This window comes from Psychrobacillus sp. FSL H8-0484 (assembly GCF_038005325.1).
Lineage (GTDB): Bacteria > Bacillota > Bacilli > Bacillales_A > Planococcaceae > Psychrobacillus.
Genome location: NZ_JBBOSZ010000001.1, coordinates 1,633,498 through 1,654,329 on the forward strand (window position 1 = coordinate 1,633,498; position 20,832 = coordinate 1,654,329).

Consider the following 20,832-nt stretch of genomic DNA (forward strand, 5'->3'; position numbering starts at 1 on the left):
CAAAGGCTATGAACGCCACCTCAAATGGAAGACAATCTAAGTTCGCCGCGTCCTGCTCCTGCGCAAAGCTCGTCGCAAAAGAACTTTTGCGGCAACGATTGCATGACCCACATACTGTTGCCCTGAGGAGACTGAAGCCATGCCGGTGGAAAGCGTCCGTCTGGAACGGAAATCAATACATTGGAAAAGGGACCATCTCTCAGTCACTTTATGACTTTAAGGACAGTCTCTTTTTATTATTAGCACTGTTAAATTAAAGCGGCAGGCGGCGACTCCAGTGGGATGAGTGAGACAGATAAGCCATCACAAACGACGCGTGAGCGGCAGTGATGGCTTATCGCTCACCCCGCGGAAAGCGTCCGCCTATAGCGGAAATCAACTATACTTGATTCAATTATTGAAGAGAAATTTTTTATTTACATATGCACCTTCATTAGTAGCGATAACTTCTGCATAGGGAATTCCAAAAACTGTGTATGCGATGACTACGGAAGAAATTAACTCCCCATCTTCTACATGCATTGATTCAATTTCGTAAGAAACGATTAATACTTGGTCTATTGAGTTGTGAAAAGTATCGGTAGTCATTTTAAGCGCATGATTAGCAAGCTCTCTACTAGTATGGTCTTCATAAAGCTGTAAATTGCTTTCTAATAAGTTTGAAGGTAAAAAGGCCGAGATACCAATAATAAGCATTGCTAATTTGAAAAGAGCATGCCTTTTTTTTAGTCGTTTGTTCCTCTTAGTCATTCTGTGCATCTCCAATTCCAATTTAAGTCTGAATGATTCATAATGAAAAGTGTAATAGTATTTTATTCGAAGCGTATCAAAATTAATCCAAGCATTTTTCATACGTTTGGTACTTAAAAAAACAAATTAATATCTTTTGTTTCTTATTTCCGTTATAATAAGTTGTCTTATGTAAACAACTATAGTATAATGGGCAAATTGTATACGGATGAAATGAGGGCTAATAATGAAAAAATCAATATATGGTCTAACAAGAGATCAGTTAATAGAATGGTTAATGGAGCATGGACAAAAGAAGTACCGTGCGGAGCAAGTGTGGGATTGGTTATATATTAAGCGAGTACAGAGCTTTGAAGAAATGAAAAATATTGGTAAAGATTGTATTGAGTTATTGGAAGAGAATTTTGTTATCCAAACATTAAAAGAATCTGTGAAACAAGAATCGGCGGATGGGACGATCAAGTTTTTATTTGAAATGCAAGATGGTAACCTAATCGAAACAGTATTAATGCGTTTTAAATACGGATTATCCGTTTGTGTTACAACACAGGTTGGATGTAATATTGGATGTAGCTTCTGTGCGAGTGGGCTACTTAAGAAAAATCGTGATTTAGATGCTGGAGAAATTGTGGGTCAAATTATGAAAGTACAAGAGCATTTAGATCAATTACAAAAAGATGAGCGTGTTAGCCATATCGTTGTAATGGGTATTGGGGAACCGTTTGATAACTATACAAATCTAATGAATTTCTTGCGTGCAGTAAATGATCAAAAAGGACTTGCAATCGGTGCTCGTCATATTACGGTATCGACAAGTGGTCTAGCGAAAAAAATCATGGACTTTGCAGACGAAAACTTACAAGTAAATCTTGCTGTATCTTTACATGCTCCAAATGATGAACTTCGTACGAAAATCATGGTAATCAACAAAGCATTCCCAATTGAAAAAGTAATGGCCGCTGTCGACTATTACTTAGAAAAAACGAATCGTCGTATTACGTTTGAATATATTTTACTTAAAGATGTAAATGACCATGTAGAAGAAGCTCTTCAATTAGCTAAGTTGCTTGAAAATAAGCGCCACCTATCTTATGTGAACTTAATTCCATACAATCCTGTGGATGAGCACGGACAATATCAACGAAGCTCAGAAAAATCGATCAGCGCATTCTTCCAAACATTAAAGAACAAAGGTATAAACTGTGGAGTTCGTATGGAACAAGGAACTGACATTGACGCTGCATGTGGTCAATTACGAAGCAAACAAATTAAAAAAGAAAAAGCGACAAATTAAAAAAACGCATCAGCCGTTGTGGCGATGCGTTTTTTCTTCGTTCTCAGGTGGAAGTTCATCTATCGTATGCTTATATGCATATCCCTTATTAATGGTAAAAATGGAAAGGGCAAAGATTATAATAAAAATGATGATGGCAATAATAATAACTGCTGTCATTACTTCTCCTCCAATCGCTAACATTACGAATATCATAGCACAAAATGAACCTTAAAACTAAATTGTCCATGTTGTTGAAACTAACATGAAAGTTTAAACATTCACGTTAGTTTCAGTGATTGTACCTGGAGGAGGTAGTTGCTTCCGGAAATTTGTTTACATTGTTTTTTTACCTGACTTGCGAGTTCAGATAATTGAAAAATGGTCTGACAATCCTTATTGGAAACTCCGGCTATTGAAATAGTTAATAACGGAAAATGCTCTTCAATACCATGACGATTTTTAGAAACAATACATCCTTTTAGTAGATCGTGGGCATGATAAAAGTGCTCTACCGATTCATCAAATTGTTGAACTATTTTTTCACATAACTCACTAATTTGACTTGAATCAGTTATTAGGATAAAGTCATCGCCACCTATATGACCTACAAATCCACCAGAAGGACAATTACTCTCTAAAATCTCGGCAAAACGGATAATCACTTTATCACCTTTTTCAAAGCCATAGATATCATTATATGGTTTGAAATTATCAATATCGAAGTAAAGCACTGTAATATCAGTAGAAGCATCAATACATTTTTGAAGCTGTTGTTCAATTATAATATTCCCTGGCAATTCTGATAGGGGATTTAAATGCTTTGCATAGTCAATTTCTAGTTGCATACTTTTTTCAAGCAGATCTTTAACGGTTACAACTCCAAAATATTGTTCGTCTTTTGTTACTGTAATAAAGTCATATAAATGCAATGGATCTCGTTTCATTGCAATTTTTGCAACTACATCAATCGGGGTTTTTGCATCGACTTTCATAAAGTTTCGGCTCATAATAGCGGCAATTGGCTTTTTATTATATAAACTATATCCGTATGGTCCGCTAAACTTTAAATGAAGTTTGTTTCGAGTAATAACCCCAATTAGTTTATTTCCATCTCTAATACAAAATCCAGGTAAAGCATCATTTCTTTCCATTAAGTTGCTAACTTTTGAGATAGGCATACTGCTTGGTATTGTGCGTAAAGGCGTTGCAATTTGTTCAATAGAAGTATCCGTTAAACGATTAAGACTTACTTGGTATTTACGAGAGTTCTCTGTCTCAATCAAACGCATGACTTCTTCTCGAATTGGATATAAGTTACTTTGCGGTCTTTGAATGAAATAGCCTTGGCCAAAGTGTACACCAATATCAATGAGAGTAACTAGCTCTTCTCTTGTTTCAATACCTTCTGCAATAATATGTATTTGTGAGTAGTTGGCAAATTCGCTTAAGCTTCGAACAAGCAATTGTTTCGTTCGATCCTTATTTATATCGCGAATAAGTTTCATGTCTAACTTAATAAAGTGTGGTCGAACATCGGTAATGACGTTTAGCCCAGAATAGCCAGCTCCAACATCGTCAATTGCTATTTGATAAAATTGTTTTTTGTAATGATCGATTGTATTTATAAAATCTTTTAAGTTGTTAATTGCTTCACGCTCAGTAATTTCAAACACAATAGAATCGGAGTCCATTTGAAAGATGGATAAAAAATCCTTTGTAAAACCTTGCTTGAATTTAGGGTCATTCATAATATTGGGATTGACGTTTAAAAAAAGCTTACCTTCTGCTTTCAAATGATAGGCGTATTTCAAGGCGTTTGCTCTACATATATGTTCCAGCTCCCAAAGCTGTCCGTTTTTCAAGGCATAGTCAAATAAGGCTTCTGGGTTTTCGAAGGATGTATTAGCTGGGCCACGTGTTAATGCTTCATAACCGTAAATTTGACTATTATGTAACGATATAATTGGCTGAAAAACAGTTTGTATTGCTTTTTCTTCGATTATATATGAAAATAATTCCTCATGATGATGATTTTCAATAGCCATTCTTATAGTTCCCCCTAAAATGAACAAATTAAGCTCAATCTAAATTATATATGAAAAATGTCAATGCTTTGTAAATTTGGTGTAAATATTTAGTTATTTTTGGGAGTGTTATTGTCCATTTGAATCATTAGTTATTCTCAGGCCCACATGTTAATGTCTTTGAAGAGTATTTTTCCAAAGTTGCTGTTATATTTTACTGTTGTTTTTTAGCATTTAATTTGCAGGTTATTCAGTGACAGACTCCCTTAGGCGCAGCCGAGGATACTCTTCCGTTACCCACGGAAAGCAAGTGGATTCTACCAACTAACAACAATGTAGTTTAACAAGACCTTTCCAAAAAGAAAAAGGGCTGCCCTATAGTTAGGGCAGCCCTTTTATCATCATCGAATTTAAGCCATTGCAGCTTCGATATTACCCCATGGAATATTCATTGCTTCAGCAACGCCTTTTCCATAAGCTGGGTCAGCTTTGTAGCAGTGAATGATGTGTCGAACTTTTATAAATTCTTCTACACCATTCATATTCCGAGCAGTATTTTCAAACAATACTTGTTGTAGTTCTGGGCTCATCAGGTTGAAAAGTTTCCCTGGTTGTTCGAAATAGTTGTCATCGTCTTCACGGAAATCCCATTGAGTTGCTCCACCATTGATAGATAGTACAGGCTCTTTGTATTTCGATTGTTCTTTCCATTGACCATAGCTATTAGGCTCATAAGGTAATGTTCCGCCTAAGTTACCATCTGTACGCATTGCACCATCTCTATGGAAAGAATGTACAGGACATTTAGGTTGGTTAACTGGAATTTGGTGATGGTTAACACCTACACGGTAGCGTGCTGCATCCGCGTATGAGAACAAGCGACCTTGTAACATTCTGTCAGGAGAGAAGCTAATACCAGGAACAACGTTGCCTGGTGAGAAAGCAGCTTGTTCTACTTCTGCAAAATAGTTTTCTGGATTACGGTTTAGTTCCCATTCTCCAACCTCGATAAGAGGGAAGTCTTTTTTATACCAAACTTTTGTTAAGTCAAAAGGATTGTAAGGCATATTGTTTGCTTGTTCTTCAGTCATTACTTGGATGAACATTTTCCATTTAGGGAAGTTTCCATTTTCAATATTTTCATAAAGATCACGTTGGCTGCTTTCACGGTCTTGACCAACTAATGCTTCCGCTTCTTGATCTGTTAAGTTTTCGATACCTTGTTGTGAGCGCATGTGGAATTTGACCCAAACACGTTCATTGTTTGCATTGATCATACTGAATGTATGACTACCGAACCCGTGCATTTTACGATATGAACTTGGTAAGCCACGATCACTCATTACGATTGTAACTTGGTGAAGTGCTTCAGGTAAAGAAGTCCAGAAATCCCAGTTGCTATTAGCGCTACGCATACCCGTACGTGGGTCACGTTTAATTGCATGGTTTAGGTCAGGGAATTGAAGTGGATCACGGAAGAAGAAGACTGGTGTGTTGTTACCAACTAAATCCCAGTTACCTTGCTCTGTATAAAAGCGCATAGCAAATCCTCGAATATCACGTTCAGCATCAGCTGCTCCACGCTCACCAGCAACCGTTGAGAAACGAACGAACATATCCGTTTCTTTTCCGATTTCTGAGAAAATAGCAGCTGAAGTATATTGACTAATATCGTGTGTAACAGTGAATTTACCATACGCACCCGAACCTTTAGCGTGCATACGACGTTCTGGAATTACTTCTCTATTAAAGTTTGCTAATTTTTCTAGTAACCATACATCTTGTAATAATAATGGGCCTCTTGGTCCGGCAGATTGAGAGTTTTGGTTATCTACTACCGGTGCGCCAGCTGCAGTCGTCAATTGATTGTTATTGTTGTTTTGATTTTCAGACATTGACTATTTCCCCCTAGATTAGAATATTTATAATACAAGAATGATTATATCAATAAGTGAGAAATAATGCTAGAAATGAAGTGTGATGTTTTTATAATTATTATAAAGTGTACTGATAATTGGCCGTGAATAAGTGTCTGAAAGTATTGATACTACTAGTTTTTTATTAGATTAGCAGGTCAAATAGAGTACTGTCTTTATTTATTTCCTTAAACGAAAACCCATTCTCATTCATTCGAGAAATGATACCAGAATAATCCAGACTATTTTTTAATTCAATTCCAACTAAAGCTGGACCTCTTTCTTTATTATTTTTCTTTGTATACTCAAATGTTGTGATATCATCGTCTGGTCCAAGTACCTTATCAAGAAACTGACGCAATGCTCCTGCTCTTTGTGGGAATTTGACAATGAAATAATAGAGTAGGCCTTCATAGATTAACGATCTATCCTTAATTTCCTGCATGCGGCCAATATCATTATTCCCTCCACTTAAGACACAAACCACAGACTTTCCTTTAATTTTATCTTGATAAAAATCAAGCGCGGCTACTGAAAGTGCACCTGCAGGTTCAGCAATAATCGCATGCTTATTGTACAAATCTAAAATAGTTGTACACACTTTTCCTTCGGGTACGAGTGCAATGTCATTCACATATTTTCTGCTGACTTCATAGGTTAAATTCCCTACACATTTAACAGCTGCACCATCTACGAATTTATCAATTGTTTCGAGAGCAAATGGCCCTTTATTAGCAAGTGCAGCTTTCATACTGGCTGCTCCAGCTGGCTCTACTCCAATTATTTTCGTTTGAGGGGATAGGTTCTTTATGTAAGTAGCTAACCCGGATATAAGCCCTCCGCCACCAATACTTGCGAATACAAAATCAATAGGCTTTTCAATATCATTCATAATTTCAACCGCTACAGTCCCTTGACCAGCAATAATGTCTAGGTCATCAAAAGGGTGAATAAAAATACGATTTTCAGCTTCTGCGTATGCCGTTGCACTATGAGCAGAATCATCGAACGTATCCCCAGCAAGAATAATTTCTACGTATTCTCGACCAAACATTCTAACTTGATCTATTTTTTGCTTAGGCGTTGTAAGGGGCATGAATATTTTGGCAATAATTCCTAGTTGCGCACAAGCATAAGCAACACCTTGTGCATGGTTACCTGCGCTTGCACACACGACCCCTTTTTCTCTTGCATCGTTCTCAATTGTTTTTATTTTGTAATAAGCACCACGTATTTTAAAGGAACGAACATGTTGTAGATCCTCTCGTTTAATGTAAATGGATGCTCCATATTTTTCAGATAAATACTCGTTTTTTTGTAATGGTGTATGGACAACCACGTCTTTTAAAAATTGATGTGCTATAAGCACGTTTTCTACTTGAACGGTTTTCTTATCTGTTGCTTGCATAATTTTTAATGCCAACCTCCAATTTTTAAAGAAACATTAGTGTATTTTAACACACTAAAGTACTGAATCGCTACACTTTTTTAGATAATTTGAAATTTTGTAATTATTTAAATGGAGATTAATTCTACTCTTGTCCATAAACCTAAAGTTATGTTACAGGGTTGTTACGAGTGCCAGGCACCAGTAACAACTCTGCAACCTGAACATTCGTAAGCATATTTTATAAACCTAGTTGCATACTAACGAACGTGATAATTTGCAGAGAATTCGCTTTGCAGAATACTACATATATCGATGGAACAGAAAGAGGAGATATATTAATGGCAATTAAAGTAGCAGCAATTATCGGTAGTAACAGAAAAGAATCATACAATTTAAAACTCGTGGATTTTATGAAAAAGCGGTATGCTGACCAATTAGATATTAATATCATATCCATTAATGAAGTGGAAATGTTCAGTGTAGATATTGAAAATAATCCTCCAAAAGGTGCAATGGACTTTAAGTTGCAAGTACGTAATGCAGAAGCAGTTTTATTTGCAGTACCTGAATATAACTTCTCTATTCCAGGGGTATTAAAAAATGCAACGGACTGGTTATCTCGAAGTGGAAATGATTTAGTAGGAAAACCAACATTTATCGTAGGTTCTTCTATGGGAGTATTAGGAAGCGTGCGTGCACAAATCCATTTAAGAGAAATCATCACGAACCCAGCATTACAACCAAAACTACTTCCAGGAAACGAAGTATATATTGGTGCAATTCATACAAAAATGAATGAACAAAACGAGATTACAGATGAAGGCACAGCTACTTTCTTAGATCAAGTAGTAACCAACTTTGTCGCTTTTTACAACAACGCAAAGTAATCACTAAACAAACATGAAAAACGTGAATTTCACGATTTCCATGTTTGTTTTATTTTTCGCGAATGTTTAAACATTCACAATAGTTTCTGTGCCAGGCACATAAAATTTTATAGATGGTTTGATTTTTTGGGTGTATAGTGAAATCAAAGAGATTTGTTTTATTTTCGAAGGGAAGTTGTAATGTTGAGTAAGTTTGTCACGAAGTCAAATATGGCACTTTTAGTTTTAATTTTGGTATGGGGTGCCAGTTGGCCAATCTATAAATTGGCATTACCATATACTCCTCCATTATTATTTGCAGGAATGCGCGCAACAATTGGTGGGCTTTTATTAGGAATCCTGTTATGGAAGCGGCGAGATCTAATAAATTTGCGGAAAAATTGGAGATTATATTGTATTTCTGCTTTATTTAATACGATTCTATTTTTTGGCATACAGACAATTGGTTTAAATTATTTACCTGGAGGGCTGTTTTCCGTTCTCGTCTATTTTCAACCAGTGTTACTAGGATTGTTTGCATGGTTCTGGTTAGGAGAGATTATGACTCCTATCAAAATAACTGGTTTACTGTTAGGATTCATTGGAATTTTCATAGTTAGTTTAGATGGATTAACCTATCATGTATCGATCATTGGAGTCGTTCTTGGTTTGATTACTGCAGTATGTTGGGCATTTGGAGTGATCTACGTAAAACGAGTAAGCAATCAAGTAGATGCTTTTTGGATGGTTTCCTTACAATGTATAATTGGTGGGTTAGTTTTATTAGGGACAGGCACGATCTTTGAAAGTTGGACGGCTATTCAATGGAATAGTACTTACTTGTTTGGATTAAGTTATGGTGGCATTTTTGGAATTCCATTAGCCTATATTATATATTACAAACTGATAAATGAAGGGGAGGCAAGTAAAGTTGGTTCCTTCACTTTTCTAGTACCAATTATTGCTGTCTTTATAGGAGTTGCTTTTTTAGATGAACCAATTACTCACTTGCTCATCATTGGATTAGTGTTAGTGGGTATAAGTATTTTTCTAGTAAATTATCGAAGTAAAAAGAAGCTTATTAAATATAAAAAAGATTAATAGTACGCGAAGGAGATTTTATGAAAAACAAAACAGTTGTTCGTTCTATGGATATTCTAAACTTATTTATTAATCATGATGCTTTGACATTTCAAGAAATCATTGAACTATCGTTGATTCCTAAAACATCGGTTTATAGAATGCTATTAACATTAGAGGAAATGGGTTTTGTCGAAAAAGGAATTGATTCTAAATACCGTTTAGGACTCCTATTTCTGACTTATGGAAATCTGGTATCTTCTAGACTTGATATTCGACAGATTGCTTATCCAATTATGCTAGATTTACATAAAGAGTTAAAAGAAGCGATTAATTTAATTGTCAAACAAGGGGAAGAAGCAATATATATAGAAAAAGTGGATGTTTTTCAAAAAGTTCGATTATATACTGCAATTGGAAGAAGGAGCCCATTATATACTGGAGCGTGTTCACGCGTTATTTTATCCTTTTTACAAGATGATGAAATTGAGTCTTATTTAGACCAGGTTGAACTAAAATCATTCGCTTTAGGGACGATTACGGATAAAGAAACACTTAAAGAGAGTATTAGAAATGCAAGAAGAGATGGCTATACAATTAGTCATTCAGAATTAGAGAATCATACGTCAGCGATTGCTGCCCCTATTTTCAATCATAAAGGTCAAGTCGTAGGAGGAATAAGTATAGCTGGTATTGAAGCAAATTATCAAAATGAAAACATAGTAATTTTTGCTAATAAAGCGACCGAAGCGGCAAATGAGATTTCCAAAAAACTAGGCTATCATAAATAGGTGAAAAGGGGCAGTCCAATAAGCCCGTAAATTGAAACAGGTGTAGAAAAAAGAGTCTTTTTCTACACCTGTTTTTTGTATACTTTTTATTAAAACTACTATTCTATGTAGGCAATTGATTGTGGTGAAAGACGGTGACTCCAGCGGGAATAGCAGATGTTTTCTGCACCGAAAGCGTCCGTCTGGAACGGAAATCAATACATTGGAAAAGGGACCATCTCTAAGTCACTATATGACTTTAGGGACAGCCCCTTTTCAGTGACTAATTAAACACTTTATAGTGTATCGCTGTTTTAATTTTATTAATAAGTTGCTCGTTCTTCAATAAAATCTTTTCTGCTTCCTCTAGTGTTACTTCCTTGAAATTAATAGTAGCCGTCGGTTGAATCTGTGCCAGACTTGGTAAGTCTGCAGTAATTACTTGTGCTATTTTGGGATAACCTCCAGTAGTTTGTCTGTCAGCCATTAAAACGATAGGTTTTCCACTTGGAGGTATCTGTATTGTGCCAAAAGTTACTCCTTCGGATAGGAGCTCGAAATCCTCTGAGAGTGAAATTGGAGGACCTTCTAAGCGATAACCCATGCGGTCGGATTGAACAGTGATGGAATAGGGTTTTTCTAAAAAAGTACTTTGACTTTCTTTATCAAAACGATGAAATTCCGTCCCTTTTATAACCCGAATTGTTTTGTTTTGGTTGAAATTAACTAGTTCATTAAAATTTATAGACCAAGTAATATTATTTTCATCTAATTGTCGTACCAGTTCCTTACTTACACTATTTGCTTCTCCAATTGGTAAGGTGTCTCCTTTTTGTAGTGCTCTTCCTTCAAATCCACCAATATTCGCTCGAATATATGTACTTTTACTTCCCATTATTTTAGGAATATCAATTCCTCCAGCGAAAGCGATATAAGCCCTACTTCCTTTAATAGCAGAATTGAATTTTAAAATAGACTCTTTCTTTATAAGCACTGGGCGCCATAACGGAGCGATAATACCATCAATAGTAGCAAGAAAATCTCCGCCAGTAATAGCAATTAAAGTATCTTCTTCGAATTGAAGGGTTGTGCCATATAAAGTAGTTTCAAGAGTTCCTTCATTTTCGTCATTACCAACTAATAGATTTGCAAGTCTTAATGAATAACTATCCATTGCTCCACTAACGATGACTCCATACTTTTGTGAACCATATCTCCCTAAATCTTGAATGGTTGTTAGTAAACCTGGATGAAGAACTTTTACACTCATAGCTTCATCTCCTTATAATCTAGATATTCACTAGGAGAAATTGGTACAAATCGAATTCTATCCCCTGCCTGTAGTAAAGAGGGAGGGCTCATTTGTGGTAAAAACAAGTTTTGGGGTGTACGTCCGATAATTTGCCAACCTCCAGGAGTTTCTAGTGAATATATACCCGTTTGTTTTCCAGCAATTCCTACTGATCCTGATTTGATGGATAGTCTTGGAGTTTCTTTTCGAGGTGTTGCTATTCGTGGATCCATTCCACCCATAAATGGAAACCCAGGTGCAAAACCAAGCATATAAACTAAACAGTCACTTTCCGAATGAATTCGAATGACATCTTCTTGTGTCATGTTGTGATACGCAGCAACAAATTCTAAATCAGGACCAAATTCTCCTCCGTAACAAACTGGTATGGAAACAAGTCGTGGACTATTACTGTTATCGATTTTGATTTGTTGTACTAAATGATCTATTCGTGTACATACCTTTTCGAAAGCAGTTACTGTACCTTTTATCGAAGAATGTACAGTATATGGATTGTAATAAACGGTAATATTGTTGTAAGCAGGGACAAATTCAATAAGTCCTTCAAATGGATGATCAGTTAAGAGCGCAGAAAGATTTTTAACTTTTTCATGAATAGTCGGATCTATTCCTTCACCGAGCTGTACGATTAACGCAGAATCTCCCAATGGTTTAATGTTGGTTTCTATATGTTGAATGGGCATACTGACAGCTCCTTAGTTTCGAATTGCGGTACATCAGTTCTTAAAAATGGATTATAACAATTATTATAATTCTGTAAATACAAAATACAAGTGGAAATTAATTTATCACTCTAAAAAGAACAATCGTATAATAATGTCTATTCAGAAAAATTTAATTGTGATAAACTTTAATCTAAGTTTCAAAACTTAGGTTTCATAATTCGGAACTTAGTGTGTAAGGAACAAATTTTCTTTTTTATATCTATTGGAGGGGATGAAATGTTTCGAGTTGATTTAAATTGTGACTTAGGGGAAAGTTTTGGCAGGTATAAACTCGGAGAACAAAAGGAGATATTGAAATATGTTACATCTGCGAATGTAGCATGTGGGTTCCATGCTGGCGATCCAAGCATAATGCGGGAAACAGTAATGCTAGCAATGGAGAATGGCGTTAAAATCGGTGCACATCCTGGTCTACCAGATTTAAATGGATTTGGTCGAAGAGAGATGAAAATCACTCCTCAAGAAGGATATGACATGGTTGTATATCAAATTGGTGCTTTAAATGGATTTTTGGCGACTTTTGGAGAGCAAATGCAACATGTTAAACCACATGGCGCCTTGTATAATATGGCAGCAAAAGATTCTGAACTCGCACATGCAATAGCCCAAGCTGTTTACGACGTTTCACCTTCATTAGTATTGTTTGGTTTAGCAGGTAGCGAACTAACAACTGCTAGTGAGAGCATTGGGTTACGAACAGCTCATGAAGTATTTGCAGATCGTACATATCAGTCAGATGGATCATTAACTTCACGTCAACAAAGTGATGCACTTATTACAGATACGAACAAATCCGTTGCACAAGTAGTGAGAATGGTAACAGAAGGAAAAGTAATTTCTCAACAAAAAACAGAAGTAAAGATGAAAGCGGATACAATTTGCATTCATGGAGATGGAGAACACGCTATAACGTTCGCAAAATATATAAAAGAAACTTTGGAGAGCAACGATATTGTAATTTCCGCATCGTTTAAATAAGGGGGAGTTTGTATGGAAGAGCAAAAAATGCAAAAAGCAGGGTCGAAAAAGAAAGCCGGAAGAAGCGTCTTACTTGGTGCAGCCTTTTTAATGGCAACATCATCAATAGGACCAGGATTTTTAACACAAACCACAGTATTCACTCAACAACTAGCTGCTAGTTTTGGATTTGTTATATTAATTTCCATATTATTGGATGTTTTTGCACAAGTGAATGTGTGGAGAATTATCGCTGTATCTGGACTTCGAGGTCAAGAAATTGCAAACAAAGTATTGCCAGGTCTTGGTGTATTCTTAGCGATTCTCATTGTAATGGGTGGACTTGCATTTAATATTGGAAACGTAGCTGGGGCTGGACTCGGCTTAAATGCAATGCTTGGTATTGATCCAATTACAGGTGCTATTATAAGCGCTGCATTTGCAATTTTTATCTTTGTCGTGAAAGAAGCAGGCAAAGCTATGGATAAAGTTGCACAAATTGCAGGTTTTGTCATGATTTTGTTAATGGTGTATGTTGCTTTTACTACGTCACCACCTGTTGGGGAAGCGATTGTACATACATTTGCACCAACTGAAATTAGTATTTTTGCCATTGTTACACTTGTGGGTGGAACGGTTGGAGGATATATTACTTTTGCTGGGGGACACCGACTTTTAGATGCAGGAGTTAAAGGGGTAGAATCTTTACCTGATGTTACGAAGAGTTCTGTAACTGGAATAGTAGTGACAGGTATCATGCGTGTTGCACTATTTTTAGCAGTTCTAGGAGTTGTATCGCAAGGATTAGCAATTGATCCAGCAAATCCGCCAGCATCTGTTTTTAAGCTTGCAGCTGGAGAAATTGGTTATCGAATGTTTGGTGTTATTATGTGGGCTGCGGCTATTACTTCTGTAGTAGGAGCAGCTTATACGTCCGTATCATTTATCCGATCATTTCATCCTATGATTGAAAAGTATCATAATTGGGTTATTATATTATTCATTTTAGTATCAACTGTAACGTTTGCACTAGTTGGACGACCTGTAAATATTCTAATTCTTGTAGGTGCATTAAATGCGCTGATTTTACCATTAGCACTTGGAACAATGTTAGTCGCAGCATACAAGAAAGATATTGTAGGTGATTATAAGCATCCCCTTTGGTTAACCATTGCTGGAGGATTAGTAACCGTTATTATGGGAGTGTTAGGTATCATGACGCTAATTGAACAAATTCCATTGCTTTTTAAATAGTAGGGAGTGATTAAGTGATGAATAATTATGAAACGATGGCTCCATATGAATTACGTCAACTGATCAGTTCTGGGCAAATCAATGGTCCGACAGCTGGAATGGCTAAAGGGTATACACAAGCAAATTTAGCAATATTGAAGAAAGAGCATGCATTTGACTTTTTGTTGTTTTGCCAACGCAATCCAAAATCTTGTCCATTGGTAGATGTAACAGAGGTTGGTTCGTATATTCCAAGTACAATTGCAAAAGAAGCGGATATTCGAACAGATATTCCTAAATATCGAATATATAGAGATGGTGAATTTACAGAAGAAGTAACAGATATTACGGAATACTGGGAAGAAGATATGGTAGCTTTTCTAATTGGCTGTAGCTTCACATTCGAAACTCCCTTACTAGAAGCAGGTATACCAATTAGACATATCGAAGAAAACTGTAATGTGCCTATGTATAAAACGAATATACAATGTGCTAAAGCAGGGGTTTTCGAAGGACCTACAGTAGTAAGCATGCGTCCGATGTCTCATGAAGATGCGATTCGGGCAATCCAAATTACTTCACGTTTTCCGGGAGTGCATGGTGCGCCAATTCATATTGGGGACCCAGGTCAAATTGGAATCATCGATTTAGCAAAACCTGATTTTGGAGATGCCGTGACGATTAAAGAAGGGGAAATTCCTGTGTTTTGGGCTTGTGGTGTCACACCGCAAGCAGTTGCGATGCAAAGTAAACCTTCTATTATGATTACCCACGCTCCTGGATGCATGTTCATTAGTGATTTGAAAGATGAAAAATTGAGTGTCTTATAAACACTATTTAATAATTCGATAGCTATAAAAAAGACAGGCAACCGTGAAACTCACGATTGCCTGTCTTTTTATTGATATTGCCCCAATATAGAGAAAAATTGCACCGCGAAGTTGTGAAATACTTTTTCCGATGGGGATAGGTCTCGCGTCACGGGGCTAATGAGGCCTACTGTTCTTCGAATGGAAGGTGTCTCAATCGGTATTTTCACTGTATATCTAGGGGTAGAATCGTAAAAAGTGCTTTCCGGTAAAAGAGTTACCCCTAGACCTGCAGCAACTAAACCCTTGATAGCGTCCATATCTTCTCCTTCTGATGAGACCATTGGTGTAAATCCTACTGAATTACATGCTTCTAATGCAAGTTTATGCAGCACATAACCCTCTGGGAATAAAACGAAATCCTCATTTCTCAAATCAATTAAAGGTATACTCTTTCTTTTCGCAAATGGATGATTAGATGGTACAAGTATTGAAAAATCTTCTGTAAATAAAATAGTTGTATGAATGGAGTCATCTTTTGTTGGAAGAGGTCCTAAGAATGCTAAATTCAACTCCCTGTTTTTAACCGCATCTATTAAGAAATCGTATGAACCCTGTCGTAAATGAAACGCGACATTTGGGTGTTCTTTCTTAAAAGCAGAAATAACAGTTGGCAATAAATGACCTGCCAAGCTCGTTGGAAATCCGATCTTAATCGTTCCTTTTTCAGGATTTAAATATTCATCAACCTGATTCTTGGCAAAATCTATGGCCTGTAACGCAGAAGTGCAATGCTCTAAAAAAATCTTCCCTATTGGTGTCAACTTAACATTCCTACCTACTCGTTCAAATAGCTCAACACCGAGTTCGGCTTCTAAATTGGCAATTTGCCGACTTATAGCCGATTGTGCAACGTGCAAATGGATCGCAGCTTCTGAAATGTGTTCACGTTCTGCTACCTCCATAAAGTACCTTAACTGCCGAATTTCCATAGTCTCTCCCCTAATCTATCTCAAAATGAGATGATTTATATCCAAATTATATATTGTTTATATTATTTTGCAAACATACAATAATCTTAAGTCACTTTTTTAGAAGATGGAGGGATTCACATGACATTTCACCAACTACCGAAAGCACAAGGCATGTACGACCCAGCGTTTGAACATGACGCGTGTGGGATAGGTTTATATGCACATATAAAAGGAATAGCAACACATGATATCGTAAAAAAAGGTTTAGAAATGTTATGTCGATTGGATCATCGAGCAGGAAGAGGAAGCGATGGCCAAACCGGTGACGGTGCCGGGTTGATGGTACAAATCCCTGATGTTTATTTCCGTGTTGTATGTAAGCAATGGGATTTACCGGAGAAAGGTAGTTATGGCGTAGGAATGCTATTTTTTACGGACAATAACGAAGAACGAGAAGCAATTGAACAGAAAATAAATGATACCATCCTTGCTGAAGGGCAGGAACTAATTGGCTGGAGAACAGTGCCAATTAACGCAAATGTGTTAAGTGATAAAGCAAAAGAAACAGTACCTGTTGTACGACAAGTGTTCATAAAATCCATGAATACTAGCTCTCTAGCATTTGAAAGAAAACTATACGTTATTCGTAAACAAGTAGAGCACTGGGCTTTTCAGGAAGCGAATAAATTCTACTGTGCAAGTCTTTCCAGTCAAACGATTGTTTATAAAGGATTGCTCACTCCAAAGGAAGTAGACCTCTTTTACGTGGACCTTCAAGACGAATTATTTACATCTGCTTTTTCCTTAGTACATTCACGTTATAGTACGAATACATTTCCGAGCTGGGAGAGAGCCCATCCAAACAGATACATTGTTCACAATGGGGAAATTAACACATTACGTGGAAATATTAACTGGATGAAAGCTCGTGAACAACAATTTGTTTCAGAAGCTTTTGGCAATGATTTAGCAAAAATTTTACCGATTATCGATACAGATGGCAGTGATTCGTCGATGTTAGATAACGCGTTTGAATTTTTTGTTCTAGCTGGAAGAACTCCTGCGCACACTGCGATGATGCTTATCCCAGAGCCTTGGACAGAAAATCCTCATATCAGTGAGGAGAAAAAAGCTTTTTATGCCTATCACAGTAGCTTAATGGAGCCATGGGATGGTCCGACAGCTATTTCGTTTACAAATGGCAAACAAATTGGCGCAATTTTAGATCGAAACGGTTTACGTCCAGCTCGCTATTATGTAACAAAAGATGATTATATTATTTTCTCCTCTGAAGTTGGAGTAGTGGATGTGGAAGAAGTAAATATCTTATATAAAGAACGATTAAGTCCAGGAAGAATGTTACTTGTGGATTTAGAGCAAGGTCGCATCATTTCAGATGAGGAAATCAAATCTGAAATGGCGCAAGCTCAACCATATCAACAATGGTTAGATGAAAATGTAATAACGCTTTCTGTTGAAAAAGAAGAGGTAGAAACAATCGAAGATCTACTATTCCTTCAAAAAGCATTTGGTTACACATATGAGGATATACAAAAATATTTGGTGCCCATTGCACTGGATGGTAAAGACCCGATTGGATCAATGGGGAATGATACGCCACTTGCTGTATTGTCAGATCGGCCTCAATCGTTATTCAATTATTTCAAACAACTATTTGCACAAGTAACGAACCCACCAATTGACTCCATTCGAGAACATATTGTGACGTCGACAATGACTCTTTTAGGAGCTGAAGGTGATTTACTTCAACCCAGTTCAATAAATAGCAAGCGAATCTTTTTAAATACACCAATTTTGACTAATGGACAATTTAATCAATTAAAACAGTATAAAGATGCCTCTTTCCAAAGTAAAGTATTACCTATACCTATGTCTGAAAATTTAGAATTTGATTTACAACATATTTCTGAACAGGCAGATAAATTAATTGCACAAGGAGTATCTCTAATCATACTTTCCGATCGTATGCTCCATAAAAAGCAAGTGACAATACCAGTTTTATTAGCTGCAAGTCATCTTCATCAACATTTACTGAGAAAAGGAAATCGCACGAAGGTAAGTATAGTAGTGGAATCTGGGGAAGTGAGAGAAGTACATCAATTCGCTGCACTCATTGGATTTGGCGTAGATGCTATCAATCCTTATCTCGCATATGCAACGATAGCGGAAGCAATTCTAGATGGACATATTGAAAGTAGTTATGAGGACGCTGTTACAAAATATAGTAAAGGTATCGCAGATGGCGTTGTAAAAGTAATGTCGAAAATGGGGATTTCCACTGTTCAAAGTTACCGAGGTGCCCAAATTTTTGAAGCAGTTGGTATTAGTAAAGAAGTGATAGAACAATATTTCACAGGTACCGTTTCTCAATTAGGAGGAATCAACTTAGCTACTATTGCTGAAGAAGCGAAACGAAGACATGCTCAGGCTATTGCTTCCACGCAAAGTCCACTTGAGTCAGGTAGCGATTTCCAGTGGAGAAGTACTGGTGAGCATCACGCCTTTAATCCTAAAACAATCCATACACTTCAATGGGCTACTCGAAAAGGAGATTATGGTCTATATAGACAGTATGCAGAAATGGCAAATGAAGAGCGACTCGGCTTTTTACGAAACTTACTGACATTTAAAAAAGAAATGAAACGTATTCCACTCGATAAGGTAGAATCAGTGGATTCGATTGTCAAACGTTTTAAAACAGGGGCGATGTCATTTGGTTCTTTAAGTAAGGAAGCTCATGAAACGCTTGCGATTGCTATGAATCGACTTGGAGGAAAAAGTAATAGTGGAGAAGGTGGAGAGCACCCAGGTCGATATGAACTAGATGCGAATGGAGACAATCGCAGAAGTGCCGTCAAACAAATTGCTTCTGGACGTTTTGGAGTAAATAGTCATTATTTAGTGCAAGCCAATGAATTGCAGATTAAGATGGCGCAAGGTGCCAAACCAGGTGAGGGTGGACAATTACCAGGCAATAAAGTATATCCATGGGTTGCTAATGTTCGTGGATCCACAACAGGGGTTGGATTAATCTCCCCTCCTCCACATCATGATATTTATTCCATTGAAGATATGGCGCAGCTAATTCATGACTTAAAAAACGCAAACAGAACCGCAAGAATTAGCGTAAAACTAGTAGCGAAATCTGGTGTTGGCACGATAGCTGCTGGAGTAGCAAAAGGGGCAGCAGATGTAATTGTCATTAGTGGATATGATGGTGGAACAGGAGCATCTCCGAAAACGAGTATTAAACATACGGGACTTCCATGGGAGCTTGGACTTGCTGAAGCTCATCAAACACTTATGTTAAATGGTCTTCGAGACAGGGTAGTATTAGAAACGGACGGCAAGCTAATGACGGGGAAAGATGTAGTTATGGCAGCATTACTTGGAGCAGAGGAATATGGATTTGCTACAGCACCATTAATTGTTTTAGGATGTGTGATGATGCGTGCTTGTCATCTGGATACTTGTCCGGTTGGTATTGCCACTCAAAATCCAGAACTTCGTGATAAATTTACGGGATCTGCGGACTATGTCGTTAATTATATGAGATTTGTCGCAGAAGAAGTACGGGAATATATGGCGCTACTTGGATTTAGAACTGTAGAGGAAATGGTTGGACGTACAGATATTCTAGAAGTAAGCAGTCGCGCGAAAGAGCATTGGAAAGCAAAGCAATTAGATTTAACTGCATTACTGTACCAACAAGAAGGAGTACGTACGAAAAAAATTGCTCAAAACCATCAAATTGAAGATTCGTTAGACCTTCGTGAGCTTCTGCCTAAAGTAGAGAAAGCGATTATTAACCAAACAAAGATTGAACTAGAATATCCAATTGCTAATACAGATCGTGTAGTAGGAACGATCATTGGAAGTGAAATTTCCAAAAAATATGGGGCTCGAGGATTGGCAGATGATACCATCACACTTCGATTTACAGGTGCAGCAGGTCAAAGTTTTGGGGCTTTCGTCCCTAAAGGGATGTCATTGTATGTAACAGGGGATGTAAATGACTATTTTGGGAAAGGGTTATCTGGTGGGAAACTAGTTGTCACTGCCCCTATTCAGGGATTAGCCGAACAAAATGTTATTGCTGGGAATGTTGCACTCTACGGCGGAACAAGTGGAACTGCATTTATCAACGGACGTGCTGGGGAGAGATTTGCAGTTCGAAACAGTGGAGTAGATGTTGTAGTAGAGGGTATTGGAGATCACGGCTGTGAATATATGACTGGTGGTCGCGCTGTCATTTTGGGGGATGTAGGAAAAAATTTCGGTGCAGGAATGTCTGGCGGAATTGCGTATGTACTTGTAGAGGATGTAGAAGGCTTTAAAGAAAAGTGCAACGCAGAAATGATTGGTTTTGAGCAAATCAAATTAAAAGAAGAAAAGCATGAGGTTAGACAATTAATAATGGATCATTATTATTACACAAAAAGCACAAAAGCAATGTATATATTAGATAATTGGGGAGAAATGGTCGAGAAGTTTGTAAAAGTTGTGCCAAATGATTATAAAACAATGCTTGATAAAATTGCAGCTTTTAAGCGTGATGGTTTAACAGACGCCGCGGCGGCAATGCAAGCATTTCTGTCAGCATCGGTTAAACAAGAGAAAAAACAATTAGATCTAATTAAAAAATAAGCGCTGTTTTCTTTAGCATAGAATCCCGCGGAAAGCAAGCGGATTCTATAGAATAACAACCATGTAGCTTAAGAGCCAAAAT

16 protein-coding genes are annotated in these 20,832 nt (G+C 37.1%); 8 read left to right on the forward strand and 8 right to left on the reverse strand.

What is annotated here, in order from left to right:
- Positions 1–390: 390 nt before the first annotated feature.
- A complete protein-coding gene (locus MHH81_RS07665; protein WP_340919720.1) occupies positions 391–750 on the reverse strand; it encodes a hypothetical protein in 360 nt (119 codons plus the stop codon).
- Between the two features lie 226 nt (positions 751–976).
- On the opposite strand from MHH81_RS07665, the gene rlmN reads away from it, so the two are divergent.
- Positions 977–2,044 (forward strand): 23S rRNA (adenine(2503)-C(2))-methyltransferase RlmN, encoded by a 1,068-nt coding sequence (gene rlmN, locus MHH81_RS07670; protein WP_340919723.1) that lies wholly within the window; start codon positions 977–979, stop codon positions 2,042–2,044.
- A gap of 9 nt (positions 2,045–2,053) precedes the next feature.
- Here rlmN and ytzI read toward each other — a convergent pair whose 3' ends face one another.
- From ytzI to ilvA, 4 genes are all read right to left on the reverse strand, one after another.
- A complete protein-coding gene (gene ytzI / locus MHH81_RS07675; protein WP_340919725.1) occupies positions 2,054–2,203 on the reverse strand; it encodes a YtzI protein in 150 nt (49 codons plus the stop codon).
- A gap of 101 nt (positions 2,204–2,304) precedes the next feature.
- Positions 2,305–4,071, reverse strand: coding sequence for a GGDEF domain-containing protein (locus MHH81_RS07680; protein ID WP_340919727.1), 1,767 nt, complete (start codon positions 4,069–4,071; stop codon positions 2,305–2,307).
- A 389-nt stretch (positions 4,072–4,460) separates the two neighbouring features.
- Positions 4,461–5,945 (reverse strand): catalase, encoded by a 1,485-nt coding sequence (locus MHH81_RS07685; RefSeq protein WP_340919729.1) that lies wholly within the window; start codon positions 5,943–5,945, stop codon positions 4,461–4,463.
- Positions 5,946–6,111: 166 nt separating this feature from the next.
- Positions 6,112–7,374 (reverse strand): threonine ammonia-lyase IlvA, encoded by a 1,263-nt coding sequence (ilvA, locus tag MHH81_RS07690; RefSeq protein WP_340925177.1) that lies wholly within the window; start codon positions 7,372–7,374, stop codon positions 6,112–6,114.
- A gap of 320 nt (positions 7,375–7,694) precedes the next feature.
- Here ilvA and MHH81_RS07695 point away from each other — a divergent pair, with 320 nt between their 5' ends.
- The 3 genes from MHH81_RS07695 to MHH81_RS07705 all read left to right on the forward strand — a co-directional run bounded on the left by MHH81_RS07695 (position 7,695) and on the right by MHH81_RS07705 (position 10,093).
- On the forward strand, positions 7,695–8,243 hold the full coding sequence (locus MHH81_RS07695) for an NADPH-dependent FMN reductase (RefSeq protein ID WP_340919731.1): 549 nt from the start codon (positions 7,695–7,697) through the stop codon (positions 8,241–8,243).
- Between the two features lie 183 nt (positions 8,244–8,426).
- The gene (locus MHH81_RS07700; RefSeq protein ID WP_340925179.1) at positions 8,427–9,323 is read left to right on the forward strand and encodes a DMT family transporter; all 897 of its coding nucleotides are present in this window, start codon (positions 8,427–8,429) and stop codon (positions 9,321–9,323) included.
- 20 nt (positions 9,324–9,343) lie between these two features.
- A complete protein-coding gene (locus MHH81_RS07705) occupies positions 9,344–10,093 on the forward strand; it encodes an IclR family transcriptional regulator (protein ID WP_340919733.1) in 750 nt (249 codons plus the stop codon).
- Between the two features lie 262 nt (positions 10,094–10,355).
- On the opposite strand, the gene MHH81_RS07710 is transcribed toward MHH81_RS07705, so the two are convergent.
- Positions 10,356–11,342: a 5-oxoprolinase subunit C family protein gene (locus MHH81_RS07710; protein ID WP_340919735.1), complete on the reverse strand. Its 987-nt coding sequence runs from the start codon at positions 11,340–11,342 to the stop codon at positions 10,356–10,358.
- A complete protein-coding gene (gene pxpB / locus MHH81_RS07715; RefSeq protein ID WP_340919737.1) occupies positions 11,339–12,067 on the reverse strand; it encodes a 5-oxoprolinase subunit PxpB in 729 nt (242 codons plus the stop codon). Before pxpB ends, MHH81_RS07710 begins: the two co-directional genes overlap by 4 nt.
- Positions 12,068–12,325: 258 nt before the next feature.
- Between pxpB and MHH81_RS07720 the strand changes: the two genes are divergently transcribed.
- From MHH81_RS07720 to MHH81_RS07730, 3 genes are read left to right on the forward strand one after another with little or no spacing between them, the layout of a single operon-like run.
- Complete coding sequence (locus MHH81_RS07720) at positions 12,326–13,087, forward strand: LamB/YcsF family protein (protein WP_340919739.1); 762 nt, start codon at positions 12,326–12,328, stop codon at positions 13,085–13,087.
- A gap of 12 nt (positions 13,088–13,099) precedes the next feature.
- Positions 13,100–14,320: an NRAMP family divalent metal transporter gene (locus tag MHH81_RS07725; RefSeq protein ID WP_340919741.1), complete on the forward strand. Its 1,221-nt coding sequence runs from the start codon at positions 13,100–13,102 to the stop codon at positions 14,318–14,320.
- Between the two features lie 17 nt (positions 14,321–14,337).
- Positions 14,338–15,129 (forward strand): putative hydro-lyase, encoded by a 792-nt coding sequence (locus tag MHH81_RS07730; protein ID WP_340925180.1) that lies wholly within the window; start codon positions 14,338–14,340, stop codon positions 15,127–15,129.
- 68 nt (positions 15,130–15,197) lie between these two features.
- On the opposite strand, the gene MHH81_RS07735 is transcribed toward MHH81_RS07730, so the two are convergent.
- Entirely contained in the window at positions 15,198–16,100 is a 903-nt protein-coding gene (locus tag MHH81_RS07735; protein WP_340919744.1) for a LysR family transcriptional regulator, read from the reverse strand.
- 120 nt (positions 16,101–16,220) lie between these two features.
- Here MHH81_RS07735 and gltB point away from each other — a divergent pair, with 120 nt between their 5' ends.
- On the forward strand, positions 16,221–20,750 hold the full coding sequence (gene gltB / locus MHH81_RS07740; protein WP_340919746.1) for a glutamate synthase large subunit: 4,530 nt from the start codon (positions 16,221–16,223) through the stop codon (positions 20,748–20,750).
- The last annotated feature ends 82 nt before the right edge of the window (positions 20,751–20,832 follow it).

Coding starts and splice junctions, on each gene's coding strand:
- rlmN (WP_340919723.1), top strand. CDS start 977: ATGAAAAAATCAATATATGGTCTAACAAGAGATCAGTTAATAGAATGG.
- pxpB (WP_340919737.1), bottom strand. CDS start 12,067: ATGCCCATTCAACATATAGAAACCAACATTAAACCATTGGGAGATTCT.
- MHH81_RS07685 (WP_340919729.1), bottom strand. CDS start 5,945: ATGTCTGAAAATCAAAACAACAATAACAATCAATTGACGACTGCAGCT.
- MHH81_RS07720 (WP_340919739.1), top strand. CDS start 12,326: ATGTTTCGAGTTGATTTAAATTGTGACTTAGGGGAAAGTTTTGGCAGG.
- ilvA (WP_340925177.1), bottom strand. CDS start 7,374: ATGCAAGCAACAGATAAGAAAACCGTTCAAGTAGAAAACGTGCTTATA.
- MHH81_RS07705 (WP_340919733.1), top strand. CDS start 9,344: ATGAAAAACAAAACAGTTGTTCGTTCTATGGATATTCTAAACTTATTT.
- MHH81_RS07725 (WP_340919741.1), top strand. CDS start 13,100: ATGGAAGAGCAAAAAATGCAAAAAGCAGGGTCGAAAAAGAAAGCCGGA.
- MHH81_RS07695 (WP_340919731.1), top strand. CDS start 7,695: ATGGCAATTAAAGTAGCAGCAATTATCGGTAGTAACAGAAAAGAATCA.
- gltB (WP_340919746.1), top strand. CDS start 16,221: ATGACATTTCACCAACTACCGAAAGCACAAGGCATGTACGACCCAGCG.
- MHH81_RS07730 (WP_340925180.1), top strand. CDS start 14,338: ATGAATAATTATGAAACGATGGCTCCATATGAATTACGTCAACTGATC.
- MHH81_RS07680 (WP_340919727.1), bottom strand. CDS start 4,071: ATGGCTATTGAAAATCATCATCATGAGGAATTATTTTCATATATAATC.
- MHH81_RS07735 (WP_340919744.1), bottom strand. CDS start 16,100: ATGGAAATTCGGCAGTTAAGGTACTTTATGGAGGTAGCAGAACGTGAA.
- MHH81_RS07710 (WP_340919735.1), bottom strand. CDS start 11,342: ATGAGTGTAAAAGTTCTTCATCCAGGTTTACTAACAACCATTCAAGAT.
- ytzI (WP_340919725.1), bottom strand. CDS start 2,203: ATGACAGCAGTTATTATTATTGCCATCATCATTTTTATTATAATCTTT.
- MHH81_RS07665 (WP_340919720.1), bottom strand. CDS start 750: ATGACTAAGAGGAACAAACGACTAAAAAAAAGGCATGCTCTTTTCAAA.